The 15,182-nt window shown below is 68.9% G+C and carries 17 protein-coding genes and 1 pseudogene; 6 read left to right on the top strand and 12 right to left on the bottom strand.

Going from position 1 to position 15,182, the window contains the following annotated elements:
* Positions 1-8: 8 nt before the first annotated feature.
* From ACFJGX_RS14450 to hemP, 3 genes and pseudogenes are all read left to right on the top strand, one after another.
* Complete coding sequence (locus ACFJGX_RS14450; protein WP_382156906.1) at positions 9-761, top strand: MotA/TolQ/ExbB proton channel family protein; 753 nt, start codon at positions 9-11, stop codon at positions 759-761.
* 9 nt (positions 762-770) lie between these two features.
* Positions 771-1,185 (top strand): annotated as a pseudogene (locus tag ACFJGX_RS14445) (ExbD/TolR family protein).
* A complete protein-coding gene (gene hemP / locus ACFJGX_RS14440) occupies positions 1,182-1,394 on the top strand; it encodes a hemin uptake protein HemP (protein ID WP_382326429.1) in 213 nt (70 codons plus the stop codon). Before ACFJGX_RS14445 ends, hemP begins: the two are co-directional and overlap by 4 nt.
* Positions 1,395-1,544: 150 nt before the next feature.
* On the opposite strand, the gene ACFJGX_RS14435 is transcribed toward hemP, so the two are convergent.
* Positions 1,545-1,952, bottom strand: coding sequence for a heme-binding protein (locus ACFJGX_RS14435; RefSeq protein ID WP_382320459.1), 408 nt, complete (start codon positions 1,950-1,952; stop codon positions 1,545-1,547).
* A gap of 249 nt (positions 1,953-2,201) precedes the next feature.
* Between ACFJGX_RS14435 and ACFJGX_RS14430 the strand changes: the two genes are divergently transcribed.
* Positions 2,202-2,897, top strand: coding sequence for a Bax inhibitor-1 family protein (locus ACFJGX_RS14430; RefSeq protein ID WP_382156898.1), 696 nt, complete (start codon positions 2,202-2,204; stop codon positions 2,895-2,897).
* Positions 2,898-3,036: 139 nt separating this feature from the next.
* Positions 3,037-3,375: a hypothetical protein gene (locus ACFJGX_RS14425; RefSeq protein ID WP_382320461.1), complete on the top strand. Its 339-nt coding sequence runs from the start codon at positions 3,037-3,039 to the stop codon at positions 3,373-3,375.
* Between the two features lies 1 nt (position 3,376).
* Here ACFJGX_RS14425 and rlmD read toward each other — a convergent pair whose 3' ends face one another.
* The 5 genes from rlmD to surE form a co-directional block, all read right to left on the bottom strand.
* The gene (gene rlmD, locus ACFJGX_RS14420; protein ID WP_382320463.1) at positions 3,377-4,873 is read right to left on the bottom strand and encodes a 23S rRNA (uracil(1939)-C(5))-methyltransferase RlmD; all 1,497 of its coding nucleotides are present in this window, start codon (positions 4,871-4,873) and stop codon (positions 3,377-3,379) included.
* Positions 4,874-4,885: 12 nt separating this feature from the next.
* The gene (locus ACFJGX_RS14415; protein WP_382320465.1) at positions 4,886-5,671 is read right to left on the bottom strand and encodes a 3'-5' exonuclease; all 786 of its coding nucleotides are present in this window, start codon (positions 5,669-5,671) and stop codon (positions 4,886-4,888) included.
* Positions 5,672-5,684: 13 nt separating this feature from the next.
* Positions 5,685-6,509, bottom strand: a complete 825-nt coding sequence (locus ACFJGX_RS14410) for a peptidoglycan DD-metalloendopeptidase family protein (protein ID WP_382320467.1) — start codon at positions 6,507-6,509, stop codon at positions 5,685-5,687.
* Between the two features lie 167 nt (positions 6,510-6,676).
* The gene (locus tag ACFJGX_RS14405) at positions 6,677-7,546 is read right to left on the bottom strand and encodes a protein-L-isoaspartate(D-aspartate) O-methyltransferase (RefSeq protein ID WP_382320469.1); all 870 of its coding nucleotides are present in this window, start codon (positions 7,544-7,546) and stop codon (positions 6,677-6,679) included.
* Positions 7,543-8,322, bottom strand: a complete 780-nt coding sequence (surE, locus tag ACFJGX_RS14400; protein WP_291116305.1) for a 5'/3'-nucleotidase SurE — start codon at positions 8,320-8,322, stop codon at positions 7,543-7,545. Before surE ends, ACFJGX_RS14405 begins: the two co-directional genes overlap by 4 nt.
* A 125-nt stretch (positions 8,323-8,447) precedes the next feature.
* Between surE and ACFJGX_RS14395 the strand changes: the two genes are divergently transcribed.
* A complete protein-coding gene (locus ACFJGX_RS14395) occupies positions 8,448-9,434 on the top strand; it encodes an NADPH:quinone oxidoreductase family protein (RefSeq protein ID WP_382326427.1) in 987 nt (328 codons plus the stop codon).
* 24 nt (positions 9,435-9,458) lie between these two features.
* On the opposite strand, the gene ACFJGX_RS14390 is transcribed toward ACFJGX_RS14395, so the two are convergent.
* From ACFJGX_RS14390 to ACFJGX_RS14365, 6 genes are all read right to left on the bottom strand, one after another.
* On the bottom strand, positions 9,459-10,232 hold the full coding sequence (locus ACFJGX_RS14390) for a methyl-accepting chemotaxis protein (protein ID WP_382328710.1): 774 nt from the start codon (positions 10,230-10,232) through the stop codon (positions 9,459-9,461).
* On the bottom strand, positions 10,172-11,263 hold the full coding sequence (locus tag ACFJGX_RS14385; RefSeq protein ID WP_382326425.1) for a methyl-accepting chemotaxis protein: 1,092 nt from the start codon (positions 11,261-11,263) through the stop codon (positions 10,172-10,174). Before ACFJGX_RS14385 ends, ACFJGX_RS14390 begins: the two co-directional genes overlap by 61 nt.
* 120 nt (positions 11,264-11,383) lie before the next feature.
* Positions 11,384-11,980 (bottom strand): membrane integrity-associated transporter subunit PqiC, encoded by a 597-nt coding sequence (locus tag ACFJGX_RS14380; RefSeq protein ID WP_382320473.1) that lies wholly within the window; start codon positions 11,978-11,980, stop codon positions 11,384-11,386.
* An 11-nt stretch (positions 11,981-11,991) separates the two neighbouring features.
* Complete coding sequence (locus ACFJGX_RS14375) at positions 11,992-13,029, bottom strand: MlaD family protein (protein ID WP_382320475.1); 1,038 nt, start codon at positions 13,027-13,029, stop codon at positions 11,992-11,994.
* The gene (locus ACFJGX_RS14370) at positions 13,026-13,841 is read right to left on the bottom strand and encodes an ABC transporter ATP-binding protein (RefSeq protein WP_382320477.1); all 816 of its coding nucleotides are present in this window, start codon (positions 13,839-13,841) and stop codon (positions 13,026-13,028) included. Before ACFJGX_RS14370 ends, ACFJGX_RS14375 begins: the two co-directional genes overlap by 4 nt.
* On the bottom strand, positions 13,842-14,978 hold the full coding sequence (locus tag ACFJGX_RS14365) for an MlaE family ABC transporter permease (protein WP_382320480.1): 1,137 nt from the start codon (positions 14,976-14,978) through the stop codon (positions 13,842-13,844).
* Between the last annotated feature and the right edge of the window lie 204 nt (positions 14,979-15,182).

Genomic DNA, 15,182 nt, shown 5'->3' with positions numbered 1-15,182 from the left:
AGAGAATCATGGATCCGCAAATCGCTTCGACGGGCTTGGCCCACGTCTGGACACAAGGTGACTGGGTCACCCGCTCGGTGGCGATCGTGCTGCTGGCGATGTCCCTGACCACCTGGGTCATCATCCTGTGGAAGGCCCTGGACCAGCGCGCCCAGCGCGCCCAGGCCAAGGGCATCGAAGGCTTCTGGCACAGCGCCGATTTCGCCGAAGGCCTGGACAAGCTGGGCTCGTCCGAAGGCAACCCCTTCCGCAGCGTGGCCCTGGAAGGCCGCGAAGCCACCCGCCACATCCTGCACAAGGACGGCCACAACGGCACGCCGCCGCAGCGCCAGCTGCACGACAGCCTGGACGTCAGCGACTGGGTCGAGCGTTCGCTGCGCAAGAGCGTGGACGACCACACCGCCCGCGCCCAGAGCGGCCTGTCGGTGCTCGCCTCGGTGGCCTCCACCGCGCCTTTCGTGGGCCTGTTCGGCACCGTCTGGGGCATCTACCACGCCCTGCTGAGCATCGGCGCGGCCGGCCAGGTCAGCATCGACCGCGTGGCCGGCCCGATCGGCGAGGCGCTGATCATGACCGCGCTCGGCCTGCTGGTCGCCATTCCCGCCGTGCTGGGCTACAACGCCCTGGTGCGCGGCAACAAGGGCATCAGCCACCAGCTCAACCGCTTCGCACACGACCTGCATGCCTACTTCGTCACCGGCGCCCGCGTCACCGCCGGCGCGGCCGACGGCAAGGTGCTGCCGATGAAGAAGGCCTCGTAAGGACCCGCCATGGCCATCGGAACCCAATCGGACAGCGACGAGGTGATGAGCGAGATCAACATGATCCCGTTCATCGACGTCATGCTGGTCCTGCTGATCATCTTCATCATCACCGTGCCCGTGATCAAGCACTCGGTCAACATCGAGCTGCCCCAGGCGAGCATGGAGAAGGTGCTGGACAAGCCCGAGAACATCCGCCTGTCGGTGGATGCGGACGGTGTCTATTACTGGAACGACCAGCGCGTGGAAGACGCCGACTTCGCCAACCGCCTCGCGGCGGCGGCCGCGCAAGATCCCCAGCCCGAGCTGCACATCCGTGGCGACAAGGCGGTGCGCTATGAGCGCGTGGCGCAAGCCATCGGCCAGCGCGCAGCGCAGCGGCGTGCGCAAGATCGGCTTCATCACGGAACCCGGCACGCCATGAACCCGAACCCGGACACCACCCCCGCGCCCGCCAACGCAACCGCATCCGATGCGCCGACGACGCTGCAGCTCCTGCACGAAGGCCATCCCGTGCCGGTGCTGCCCAGCGCCGAACTGCTTCGCGGCCAGAAGGTGGTGGCGATTCATCACAACGGATCGCTCTATCGGCTGCACGCGACGCGGCAGGGCAAGCTGATCCTCACCAAGTAACCAGGCGGCAGCGCAAGCCCGCCTCGCACCGTTTTTTCATCGTGGGGCGACCCGGGGACATCACCATCCCCGCGCGTCGTTTTTAGCCAGCCAAGGGGCCGAAGGTCCCGTTAGCCAGGCACTTTTTTCGGGTGTGCCACCCGGCAAAGCTCACAAGTTTATCGCAGCAATGCCCGCGCGCGCGATCTGCGCGTCTTCGGTCGACTTCACACCGCTCACACCCACCGCGCCCAGGCACTGGCGATCCTTGAGGATGGGCACACCGCCTTCGAGCATGCCCGAGAGCGTGGGCGCGCTCAGGAAGGACATGCGGCCCTGGTTGATCACGTCTTCGTAGATCTTGCTCTCGCGACGGCCCATCGCGGCCGTGTGGGCCTTGGCGGGGGCGATGTGGGCCGAGATCGCGGCCGCGCCGTCCAGCCGCTGCAGCCAGAGCAGGTGCCCGCCGTCGTCCACGATGGCGATGGTCACGGCCCAGTTGTTCTTCACGGCCTCGGCTTCGGCCGCGGCGGCGATGAGTTTGACGTCGGCGATTTCGAGCATTGCCTTGTTTTTCATGAACTTGGTCCTAAATGGGGGATCAGAGAAGGAATTGCAGAGCGGGAGCTTACCGCCCGGGCGCAAAGTGCGAACGATAACGCGTGCATTGGCACACCAGAGGTCACAAGTGACCATACCAAAAATGCGTTGTCCCGCGCCGGGTGCTCACGGCGGACCAGCCTCCTACAATGCAATTTCGCCGGTTGCGCGTCATTCCGACGCGCAGCGACCGGCCTAGGGCGTCAGATGATGAAGGAGATCACCACCATGACCGACCAAGCACAGACCAGCGGCCGCTTCGGCACCGCCGTCTCTTCCGATGCGCTGCGCAACAAAGTCATGCGCAACACCTACTGGCTGCTGGCCCTGTCCATGCTGCCCACCGTGCTGGGCGCCTGGATCGGCGTGCAGACCGGCATCACCGCCGCGCTCACGGGCGGCCTGGGCCTGATCGTCTTCCTGGGCGGCGCCTTCGCCTTCATGTTCGCGATCGAGAAGACCAAGAACTCCGCCGCCGGCGTGCCCGTGCTGCTGGCCTTCACCTTCTTCATGGGCCTGATGCTCTCGCGCCTGCTGGCGGCGGTGCTGGGCTTCTCCAACGGCTCCAGCCTGATCATGACCGCCTTTGGCGGCACGGCCGGCGTGTTCTTCATCATGGCCAACCTCTCGGCCGTGATCAAGCGCGACCTCTCCGGTCTGGGCAAGTGGCTCTTCGTGGGCGCCCTGGCCATCATGATCGGCGCGATCATCAACGTGTTCGTGGGCAGCCCGGCCGGCATGGCCGTGATCGCCACCCTGGCGATCGTGGTGTTCAGCCTGTACCTGCTGTACGACCTCAAGCGCATCGTGGACGGCGGCGAAACCAACTACATCACCGCCACCCTGGGCCTGTACCTGAGCCTGTTCAACATCTTCCAGAGCCTGCTGATGCTGCTGGGCATGTTCGGCGGCGACCGCGAGTAAACGGGCCCTCGCCCATCGAAAAAGGACCTTCGGGTCCTTTTTCTTGGCCTGTCGCACGGGCAATGTGACATTTTTGCCGCCTGGGGCGTCAAGTTCGGGCCCCAGGCGCCGAAACAAGGCTGAAACCCACTGCACAGCCATGCGACACACCGCCCTCACCCTCTGCCTCCTGGCCGCCGTCAGCCTGCTGACCGGCTGCGAAGCGCTGGGCATCGAGACCGCCACGCAGGTCGCGGCCAAGAAGGAAGCCGAGGGCAAGGCCATCGGCAGCGCCTGCCGGCATGCGGTGCGCAGCATCGAAAGCTGCTTCAGCAACTACCCGCGCGCCGGCAAGGCCGCCGTGTTCGCCGGCTGGCGCGAGATGGACCAGTACATGCGCGAGAACTCGGTGGTGGGCATGCCCTCCGAAACCGAGTCCGGCGCCGCGCCTGCCGCAGCCGACGGCGCCAAGCCCGGCGCCGAATCGCAGAAGTCCTGATTCAGCCCTCGTCGGCCACCGCCGGCGCCGCATCGGCGCCCGGCACCTTCGACGGGTCCAGCTCGAACACCGCCATGCTCTCGACGTGCGCCGTGTGGGCAAACATGTTGACCACCCCCGCCGCCACGCAGCGGTAACCCGCCTGGTGCACCAGCAGCCCCGCGTCGCGCGCGAGCGTGGCCGGGTTGCAGCTCACGTAGACGATGCGCTGCGGCGGCGTCCAGTCACCGCGCAGGGCCGGGTTCTGGTGCAGGTCGGCCATGGCCTTGGCCAGCGCGAACGCGCCCTCGCGCGGCGGGTCCACCAGCCACTTCTGCGCCACGCCATCGGCCACCAGTTGCTCGGGCGTCATTTCGAACAGGTTGCGCGCCGCGAAGGTGGTGGGCGCGAGCGCGCGGTCCCGGCCGGCCTGGTTGCCCGCCAGGTTTTCGCGGGAGCGCGACACCAGGGCCTCGCTGCCTTCGATGCCCAGCACCTCGCCCGCCGTCGTGGCGATCGGCAGGGTGAAGTTGCCCAGGCCGCAGAACCAGTCGATCACGCGCTCGTGCGCCTGCGCATCCAGCAGGCGCAGGGCGCGCACCACCAGCACACGGTTGATGTACGGGTTGACCTGGGTGAAGTCGGTCGGCTTGAACGGCATGGTGATGCCGAACTCGGGCAGCGAGTACGAGAGCACCGCCCCACCCTCGTCGAGCAGCTTGACCGTGTCCGGCCCCTTGGCCTGCAGCCACCATTGCACGCCATGCTGGAGGCCGAAGGCCCGCAGGCGGGCGCGGTCGTCCTCGCTCAGCGGCTCCAGGTGGCGCAGCACCAGCGCCGTCACGTCGTCGCCGCTGGCCAGTTCGATCTGCGGGCAGGTGTCGCGCGCGTCCATGCCGAAGATGAGTTCGCGCAAGGGCATGAGCATGTCGCTCACGTGCGCGGGCAGCACCGGGCAGACCTTCATGTCGGCCACATAGCGGCTCTTGCGCTCGTGGAAGCCGATCAGCACCTCGCCCTTCTTGTGCACGTGGCGCACCGAGAGGCGCGCGCGGTGGCGGTAGCCCCAGGCCGGGCCTTCGATGGGGCGCATCATGGTCTCGGCCCTGACCTTGCCCAGGTGCCAGAGGTTGTCTTCCAGCACGCGCTGCTTGACGGCCACCTGGGCGGCCTCGTGCAGGTGCTGCATCTTGCAGCCGCCGCACGCGCCGGCGTGCAGGCCGAAGTGCGGGCAGCCGGGCCGCACGCGCTGCGAGGATTCGCGGTGGATCGCCGTCACCGTGCCGGCTTCCCAGTTGTTCTTCTTGCGATGCACGTTCACGCTGACCTGCTCGAAGGGCAGCGCACCTTCGATGAACACCACCTTGCCGTCGGGCCGGCGGGCGATGCCCTGGGCATCGATGTCGAGAGATTCGATCGCGAGCCAGCCCTCAGGCAGGGTGCTGGCCGCTGTTTCGTGGGCCGCCTCGGTGCTGGCGGTGGTGAGAAGGCTGTTTTCGTGGAGGGAGGACGCTGTCATCCCCCGATTGTCTCAGGCCCAGGCCCGCAGGTACTCGTCCCAGTGCGGCTCGGCCGGGGCCAGGTTGCCCAGCGTCTCCTTGACCATGGCGATTTCCTGCTCGTATTCGGCCTCGGTCAACCCGCCGCGCATCTTCTGGAAACGGCAGTACACCAGGTAGGTGTTCATCACGTCGGTCTCGCAATAGCGGCGGATCTCTTCGGTCTGCCCCGCCAGGTACTGCGCGTACACCTGCGAGCCGTCCATGCCCAGCTTGCCTGGAAAGCCGCAGAGCTTGGCCATGGCGTCCAGTGGCGCGTTGTTCTTGGGCGAGTACATGGCCAGCAGGTCCATCAGGTCCAGGTGCCGCATGTGGTACCGGCTGATGTAGTTGTTCCACTTGAACTCGCGGTCGTCCTCGCCCAGGTCCCAGTACTTGCTGGCCTCCACGCCATGGCGCAGGCCGCGGTAGTGCAACACCGGCAGGTCGAAGCCGCCCCCGTTCCAGCTCACCAGATGGGGCGTGTGCTTCTCGATGGAATGGAAGAAGGCCTGCACCACCTTGCCTTCGCTCTGCCCGTCGCGGTCCACGAAGGAGTGGATGCGCAGGCCTTCGGCGTTGCGGAAGACGCAGCTGATGACCAGCACGCGCTGCAGGTGCAGCGGCACGAAGTCGCTCTGGCCCTTTTCCTTGCGCTCGGCCAGCCAGGCAGCGTGGACCTGCTCGTCGGTCAACTCGGGCGCCGCGCCGCGCAGGGCGCGCAGCCCGGCCACATCGGGAATGGACTCGATGTCGAAGACGAGAACCGGCCAGGCCATGCCGCGCCGGTGTTCAGCGCTTGGGCAGGTGGCCCATCGGGTCGACCGGCTTGCCCAGGCGGCGCACCTCGAAGTGCAGCTTCACGCGATCGGTGTCGCTGCTGCCCATCTCGGCGATCTTCTGGCCCTGGCGCACGGCCTGGTCCTCACGCACCAGCAGCGCCTGGTTGTGGGCGTAGGCGGTGAGGTAGGTGTTGTTGTGCTTGAGGATGATCAGGTTGCCATAGCCGCGCAGGCCGGCACCGGCGTAGACCACACGGCCATCGGCCGCCGCGACCACCGGGTCGCCGATCTTGCCGGCGATGGACACGCCCTTGTTGTTGGCCTCGTCGAACGGCGTGATGACGGTGCCCTGGGCCGGCCAGATGAAGCTGATCTCGTCGGCGCCGCCCGCGGCCGGGGCGGGTGCCGGGGCCGGCGGGGTGGTGGGCGAGGTGGAGGCCGCGGGGGGCGCGGTTTCCGACAGGGGCCGCGAGGCCACGCCCGAGCTGGTCACCGGGCTCGTGGTGGGGCCTGTCGGTGCCGTGGCCGTGGTGGTGGCGCCCGGCGGCTGCACGCGCAGCACCTGGCCCACTTCCAGCGCGTTCGGGTTGGTGAGGTTGTTCCAGGCCTGGATGTCGCGCCAGTTCTGGCCGTTGTCCAGCGCGATGCGGAACAGGGTATCGCCCGCCTTGACGGTGTAGTAGCCCGGCTTGCCGGCGTTCTCGGCGCCCGGCATGGGCACCACCTCGGCCGGGCGGGGGCCGGCGGAACCGCCTCGGTCTTCCACGGGCGCCGGGCGGTCCAGGCGGGTGGAGGAACAACCGGCGGCGACCATCAGCGCCGCCAGCATGGACATGACCGCGACGCCTCGCCATGCAGGACGACCCGACTCCTGGGGACGCCCCGAGCATTGGAAAACACGCTTGTTCATGAAAACTCCCACGAATTGCAAGGAACCCTGGCCGCCTGCGCGGTCAGGGCCCTGAAAAAGACACGTTGCACCGCCCGGGAGGCGGTGCAACATCATGCGACACCCGATTTTAGAGGCACAAAGAGCACGGCCTCCAGCTCGGTGCGGACGATGCCGGTGGCGGTTTTGTCCACCACCACCAGGTTCTGCCGACCGGCCGCCGTGACCGCGGGCGCCACCAGCCGGCCACCCACGGCCAACTGGTCGATCCACGCCTGCGGAATGTCGTTGCCACCCGCCGCCGCGATGATGGCCGCATAGGGTGCCCCTTTGGGGTAGCCCAGCATGCCATCGCCAAACAGCAGGTGCAGGTTGGAGAGGCGGAACCAGCGAAGGTTCTCGCGCGATTTTTCGTGCAGCCCCTTGAGCCGCTCGATGCTGTAGACCTCGCGCGCCAGGTGGCTGAGCAAGGCGGCCTGGTAACCACAACCGGTGCCGATCTCCAGCACCCGGCCCATCTTCTCGCCGCGGCCCTGGCAGAGCAGCTCCAGCATGCGCGCCACCACGCCGGGCTTGGAAATGGTCTGCCCCAGGCCGATGGGCAGGCTGGTGTCTTCATAGGCCTGGTTGACCAGCGCCGAATCGACGAAGCGGTGGCGTTCCACCGCCTGCAGGGCCGCCAGCACGCCCGGGTGCGTGACGCCCTGCCCCTGGATCTTGCGCACCATGGCGGCGCGCACCGCCTGCGATTCCATGCCCACGCCGGTGGGCGCCACCGGGTGTACCGGCACCCGGGGCGCGGCCTTGGGCTGCGGCAGGGCCGGCGGTGCCACGGCGCGCGCCGCCGGCCGGGGCTGCAGCTGGTTGCGCGGCACCGGTGCGGGCGCGGCGGCGGGCAGGCGCGCCGGAAAACCCGGCCTGGGCTTCGCGCCCGCCGCGGGGGCGGAAGACGGTGACGGTGGAACCGGCAGACCGCGCTTCACGAGCCGGCACCACCCGTGGACAGGCTCGCGGCCGTGGGCGCCCAGTAGGCGAGGCGGTCGTGGTCGGTCAGGTCCACCTGCAGGGGCGTGATGGTGGCATAGCCCTGCAGCGAGGCGTGGAAATCCGTGCCTTCGGCGTCGTCCTTGGCCTTGCCCGCGCTGCCGATCCAGTACATGGTGTCGCCGCGCGGGTTGGTCTGCGAGATCACCTGCTCGGCCGCGTGCCGGCGGCCCAGGCGCGCCACCTTGAAGCCGCGCAGCTCGGCCAGCGGCCGGTTGGGGATGTTGACGTTGAGCAGCCAGGGCTCGGCGGGCGGGCCGTTTTCCAGCGAGGGCAGCAGCTGCGAGACCAGGCGCGCGGCCATCTGCCCCGCGTCTTCCAGGTGGCCCCAACCCTTTTCGGTCTGTGAAAAGGCGATGGCGGGCACGCCGAACAGGTAGCCCTCCATGGCCGCGCCCACAGTGCCGGAATAGATGGTGTCGTCGCCCATGTTGGCGCCGTTGTTGATGCCGGAGACCACCAGATCGGGCCGGTAGCCCAGCAGGCCGGTGAGCGCGATGTGCACGCAGTCGGCCGGCGTGCCATTCACATAGCGAAAACCGTTGTAGGCCGTGTGCACGTAAAGCGGCGAATGCAGCGAGAGCGCGTTGGACTTGGCGCTGTTGTTGTGCTCCGGGGCCACCACCTCCACCTCGGCCAGCCCCTTGAGGGCCTCGTAGAGCGCCACGATGCCGGGCGCCTGGTAACCGTCGTCGTTGGAGATGAGTATTTTCATTGCCGCGATTTTAGGTGGATCGCCCCGGTCACGCCCGGGACACGCAAGGGGCTTACCCGCTGCGGAAGACGGCCCCCGCTGCCTATCATGGAACGGTTTCATGACCATTTGAACGAGGACACACCATGCATGCCTGGCTCTGCGAAAACCCCGTGGGCGTCGACGCCCTGACCTGGAAGGAACTGCCCACGCCAGCGCCCAAGGCGGGCGAGGTGCTGATCGAGATCCAGGCCGCGAGCCTGAACTTCCCCGACCTGCTCATCGTGCAGAACAAGTACCAGATGAAGCCCGCCCTGCCCTTCGTGCCGGGCTCGGAGTACGCCGGCGTGGTGCGCGCCGTGGGCGAAGGTGTGAAGCACCTGCAGGTGGGCCAGAGCGTGGCCTGCCTGAGCGGCACGGGTGGCTTCGGCACCCACACCATCGCACCGGCCGCGCTGTGCATGCCGCTGCCGCCCGGCTTTCCGGCGGTGGACGCGGCCGCCTTCATCATGATCTACGCCACCTCGTGGCACGCGCTGATGGACCGGGGCGCGCTCAAGGCCGGCGAGACCGTGCTGGTGCTGGGCGCTGCCGGCGGCGTGGGCACGGCGGCGATCCAGATCGCCAAGGCCGCCGGGGCGCGCGTGATCGCGGCCGCCTCGAGCGACGAGAAGTGCGAGCTGTGCCAGCAGCTGGGGGCGGACGCCACCATCAACTACAGCGTGCACACCCCCAAGGAGGGCCTGCGCGATGCGATCAAGCAGCTCACCGACGGCAAGGGCCCGGACGTGATCTACGACCCGGTGGGTGGGGACTTCGCCGAGCCCGCGTTCCGCTCGATCGCCTGGCGCGGCCGTTATCTGGTGGTGGGTTTTGCCAGCGGCCCGATTCCCGCCCTGCCGCTGAACCTCACCCTGCTCAAGGGCGCCAGCCTGGTGGGCGTGTTCTCGGGCGATTTCGCGCGCCGCGAACCCAAGGCCAACGCCGAGATGATGCAGGCGCTGGCGGGCATGTACGCCAAGGGCCAGGTCAAGCCGGTGATCGACCAGACCCTGCCCATGAGCGAGCTGCACAAGGCCTACGCGATCATGGGATCGCGTTCGGTCAAGGGCAAGCTGGTGATGGTGAACTGAAGAAGGCCGCGAAGCCTTCTTCGTTCAGAACGATTCCCAGTCGTCCGCGCCACCCGCCGTCGCGGGCACGGGAGCGGCCACCGGCGCGGGCTTGAGGCTCTTCGCCACCGCGACAGGGGCCGCGGCGGGCTTTGCCGCCGGTGCCTTGGCCACGGCCTTCACGGAAGCAGGTACCGCTTTCGGCGCGGCTGCCGCTGCGGCCACCGGCTTGGCGGCCACGGCGTTGCCGCGCTTGTGCAGGTCGTTGACGTTCAGTTGAGCGATCGAGCTGGCCGCATCGGCCGCGTCCACGCGGAAGATGCGCACCACCTCGGACAGGCGCAGCGCCTGGTCGTTCATGCTCGATGCGGCGGCCGCGCTTTCCTCGACCAGCGCCGCGTTCTGCTGCGTCATCTGGTCCAGGTTGGAGACGGAGGCGTTGATCTGGTTGACGCCTTCGGCCTGCTCGCTCGACGACGAGGCGATCTCGCCGATGATGTCGCGCACGCGCACCACGTTCTCCACGATCTCGCCCATGGTCTGGCCGGCCTGGCCCACCAGCTCGGTGCCGGCGGTCACCTTGTCGACGCTGGCGCCGATCAGCACCTTGATTTCCTTGGCCGCCTGGGCGCTGCGCTGCGCCAGGTTGCGCACCTCACCAGCCACCACGGCGAAGCCCCGGCCCTGTTCGCCGGCCCGCGCGGCTTCCACCGCCGCGTTCAGCGCCAGGATGTTGGTCTGGAAGGCGATGCCATCGATCACGCCGATGATGTCGCTGATCTTGCGCGAGGCCTGGTTGATCTCCTCCATGGTGGACACCACTTCGTTGACCACCTGGCCGCCCTTCTGGGCGCTCTGGCCGGCCACGTCGGCCAGCTGGTCGCCACGCGCGCCGAGTCGGCCGACTGGCGGATCGCGCCCGACATCTGCTCGATGCTGGCGGCGGTCTGCTGCAGGTTGGCGGCGGTCTGTTCGGTGCGGGCCGAGAGGTCGTTGTTGCCCGAAGCGATCTCGCGCGCCGCCACGGTGATGTTCTCGGTGCCACGCTTCACGTCGGCCACCACGTGCACCAAGCGATCGCGCATGTCGGAGAGGGATTTGGTCATCGCGCCGAACTCGTCGCGGCGGTCGTTGCGGATGCGCGCGGTCAGGTCGCCGCCGGCCACGCGTTCGGCAAACGCCACCACTTCGCGCAGCGGCGTGCGGATGTTGCGGATGAGGAAGAAGGCGCCCGCGATGATGCCCAGGATCAGCAGGCCGATCTGCGCGCTTGCCATGGTCAGGTTGCTGGCGCGATCGGCGGCGAACTTCACCTGGGCCTCGGCCTGCATGCTCACCTGCATCTGCGCGAACTCGCGCAGCGCCGCCACGTAGGGGGGCACGGCCGCGTTGAAGCGGGACGTGATTTCGGCCACGGCCCCGGCGGTGTCACCGTTCTTCTTCATCTCGTTGGCCTTGGCCAGCGAGCCCAGCACGGCCTGGCGCAGCCCGGCGATCTTCGCGAGCTGGGCCTTCTCGGCGTCGTTCATCGGCATCGCGTCCAGCCGCTTCTGCAGCGCGGAGATCGAGGCCACGCCCACGGGAATGACGTCCTTGTAGAGCTGGTCGATGGACGGGTCGGTGCTCAGGATCGAGGCCTGCACGCGCGTCACGTTGGTTTCGGTCAGGCCGGCCCATTCCGTGGCGATCACGGTCTTGTCGGACATCCGGCCGAGCACTTCGTCGGCTTCCTTGGTCAAGGCACTGGAGCGGGTGCCGGTGAAGGACAACATCGCGCCCAGGGCGAGCACGATGGCAAGAACGCCGGTCCAGAGTTTGGCGTTCACGGTCATGTGGCGAAAGAGGTTCATGTTGGGAGGTTCAGGCAAAAGGATCGGGTCACCTCCGGCCTATCGACATGAACCGCCGGCACTGAAATCCAGCCGACGAACGCGCTGTCCCCCTCGGGACCGGCCCTCTCGAGGCCCCGTTCAGCCGCCCGCGATGCGCTGCGCCAGGCGCCAGACGGCCAGGCGGTGGCCGGCCGCCAGGGCGTCGGGCGAGCCGTCGGTCAGCGGGACCTCGATGTCGGCCTGACCCAGCGTGGGCGGCGTGGCGCCGCCGCGCAGGTCGGTGAGCCACCAGCGGGCCTGCAGGCGCAGGGTGCGCCGGCCGCTGTCGGCCATCAGCGAATCGATCTCGACGCGCAGCTGCCGCGTCACGTTCGCCCCCGAGGGCGCGGGCGCGCGCCAGACCAGGCCCTCCCCCCGCAGCAGGGCCAGGTCGGCCACCAGGCGGCGTGGCACGCTCTCGCGCAGCGGCTCGGCCCAGCGGTGCCCGGGCAGCGGCAGCAGGGACGACGCGCCGCTGGAGACCATCAGCACGTCCCGGTCCAGGGAGCCGGGCAGGCGCACCAGGCCGGAGACCTCCCACACCGCGCCATTGCCCGGGCGGGGCGCCGGCCGGGGTTCCGGAGGCTCGGCGCGCAGCTCGTACCAGCGCGTGGGCGGCGCATCGGTGCCGGCGCAACCGGCGGCGAACACCACGGGCGCCAGGCCCAGGGCGGCGAGCAGGCCGCGTCGGTTCATGGCTGGGCGGTTCATTCGTTGACCTTTCTGCCCCGCAGGAGCGCATCGGGTTGTTGTTCCAGGGCCTCGGCCAGGTCGCGCAGCGCGCGGGCGGCGCGCGAGAGGTCGTCCAGCGCGCGGTCGGCCCCCACCATCAGCTGCGAATCGCCCGCGGTGGCCTCGCGCAGCGCGCCCGCGGTGCGGCTCACCTCGTTGGCCGCGCGCTGCAGGTTCTGCACCAGGGGCGCGTCGGGCGCCAGCAGGTCGGACACGCGCTCGGACGTGCGGCCAAAACCGACGGCGCTCTCGTTCACCGATTTGGCCGCCTTCTCCATGCCGTCCATCGCGGTGCGGGTGGACACGAGCGAGCGCTGCAATTCGTTGGCCAGCGGGTCCAGGCGCTTGTCGAGCCGCTCGGACACGCGCTTGAAGGTCGCGGTGATCTCGGCCAGGTCGCTCAGGGCCTGGTTGAGCTGAGGCCCCGAGATCACGGCGCGGGCCGAAGCCGCGATCGCCGCCAGGTCGTCGGTGATCTTGCGCAGGTCGATGCCTTCGAGCTGGTCGCGGAAGGTCTGGATCGCCGTGGGCGCGGTCGGGATTTCGGTCAGGCCGCGCCGCGTGCCATGCGTGCTGGCCGCGCGCTTGGGGCGCAGATCCAGGTCCACATAGAGCAGGCCAGTGAGCAGGCTTTGCATGGAGAGCTGCGCGCTCATGCCCCGCTCCACCAGCGCGGGCAGCGCCAGTTCGGAATCGGAAGCCGCATCGCCGTGCTTGCCATCGAGCCCACGCAGGGCATCGCTGTCAAGCGAGGCCACCACCGGGATGGAGAAGGCGTCGGTCTCGCGGTTGTAGGAGACCTCGATGGACTCCACGCTGCCCACGCGCACGCCACGGAACACCACCGGCGCGCCGACCTGCAGGCCGTAGACGGAGCCGCTGAAGTACATCACGGTGCGCTCCTTGCGCGTGAAGTAGCTGCTGCCGGCCAGCGTGATGATGGCCACCGCGATGAGTGCGAGGCCGGCCACCACGAAGGTGCCGATGAGGGTGGGATTGGCCTTGCGCTTCATGATGGGGTTTCCTCTTTGACGGGGGCGGCGGCACCGCGGCGCAGGAAGCGCTGGACCTCCTCCGGGCCGTCCTGCCGCAATGCCTTGGGCGGGCCGAGCGCCGTCATGGTCTTGCTTTGGGCGTCCAGGAACAGCAGGCGATCGGCCAGCGCGAAGATGCTCTCGAGTTCGTGGCTGACCATCACCACCGTGGTGCCCAGGTCGTCCCGCAGGTGCATGATCAGTTCGTCCAGGTGGGCGGAGGTCAGCGGGTCCAGGCCAGCGGAGGGCTCGTCCAGGAACAGCAGTTGCGGATTCAGCGCCAGGGCGCGCGCGATGGCCGCGCGCTTGCGCATGCCGCCGCTCAGCGTGGCGGGTTCGGCCTCGAAACTGCCCGCCAGCCCCACGAGCGCGAGCTTGAAGCGGGCCTCCTGTTCGCGGCGTTCGGGCTCCATGTCGGTCAGCACCTGCATGGGCAGCATCACGTTCTCGCCCACCGTCATGCTGCTCCACAGCGCGCCGGCCTGGAACATCACGCCGAAGGAGCGCAGCAGCGCGGCCTTCTCCTTGTCGTCGGCCGCGTACAGGTCCTGCGCACCGTAGAGCACCCGGCCCTTGGCCGGCACCTGCAAGCCGATGAGGTGGCGCAGCAGCGTGCTCTTGCCGCAGCCGCTGCCGCCGGCCAGGGCCAGCACCTCGCCAGGCAGGATCTCGAAATTCAGGTCGCGCTGGATCACGTTGCTGCCGAACGCCATGGTCAGGTTCTCCACGCGCACCAGCGGTTCCGCACCGGGCTCGGGCGGGGCGGGATGGGCGTGCAGGTGTTCGTTCATCTAGAAGTCCAGGCGTTGAAACACCACAGTGAGCGCGGAAGCGACCACCACGATCCACACGATGGCCTGCACCACCGAGGCCGTCGTCGCGTCGCCCACGGCCTGCGCGCTGCGCCCCGCCGCCATGCCCTGCAGGCAACCCGCGAGCGCCACCAGCACCGAGTACGTGGTGCCCTTGATCAGCCCCACCACCACGTGCGGCAGCGTGATGGCCTGGGCGCTGGCGTACACGTACTCCAGCGGTGTGACGCCATAGATGCCCACCGCCACCAGCCAGCCCACGGCCATGCCCACCAGCGCGCCGAAGGCGGTCAGCATGGGCCCGACGATGAGCAGCGCCAGCACGCGGGGCAGCACCAGGAAGTCCACCGGGTTCACGCCCATGGTGGCCAGCGCATCCACCTCTTCGTTGGCGCGCATGCTGCCGATCTGCGCCGCGAAGGCCGCGCCCACGCGACCGGCCAGCACGATGCCCACCAGCAGGGCCGCGACCTCGCGCACCACGCCCACCGTCACGAGGTCGGCGATGTAGTTCTGCGCACCGAAGCGCTGCAGCTGGGCCGCGCCCATGTAGGCCACGATGAGACCGACCAGGAAACACACCAGCGCCACGATGGGCAGGCTGCGCGGCCCCGTCTGTTCGATCTGCCACGCGAGGTCGGAGGCGCGCATGTCGCTGCGCCCGCGCAGCCACCGCCCCAGGGACAGCAGCACCTCGCCGAAGAAGGTCAGCGTCTTGCGGCGCAGGGCCCACCAGGCCGTGACGCGCGCACCCAGGCGGGCCACGCGGCCGCGTGTGGCGGCCGGGGCCGCCGTGGCGGGGGGCGGGGTGTCCAGCGCGAGCGCCAGAATCTGCTGGAGGCCTTCGGGCAGGGCCTGCAGATCGACATCCGCACCGCGACGCGCGAAGGGTTCGATCTGATGCCACAGCGCGGAAGCCAGGGGCGCGTCCCACGAGCGCAGGCCGTCCGCGTGGACGCGCACGGCGCCCACGACCTCGGTGGCCGGAAGCTCGGGGAGAGGGGCGCTGTGTTCGCGCCAGGCGCCGCTGAGTTCCAACACCCAGTCGTCGCCTTGTGAGAGCCAGCGTGCATCCGGGGCATGCGTCTCGTCATTCACCTCCATCGTGTCCGACACGGCATCTCCGCTCGGGGCATCGCGCATGGAAGAACCCATTCAGATTCGGAATCTGGATTCTATCGACCGGCCTGCGGGCTGGCCGCCGCCGCCCTGTAGGACAAGGCCGCGTCATCGGGCCGAAACCGAACGATCCGGCCCATGCTGCGTTCCAATGAAGCGTGGACGCTCAGACCAACCCTCCCCCATCGAAGAGGCGACGCC

The organism is Hydrogenophaga sp. UC242_50, assembly GCF_042697355.1.
Lineage (GTDB): Bacteria > Pseudomonadota > Gammaproteobacteria > Burkholderiales > Burkholderiaceae_C > Hydrogenophaga.
This window is presented reverse-complemented; position numbering and strand designations above follow the sequence as displayed.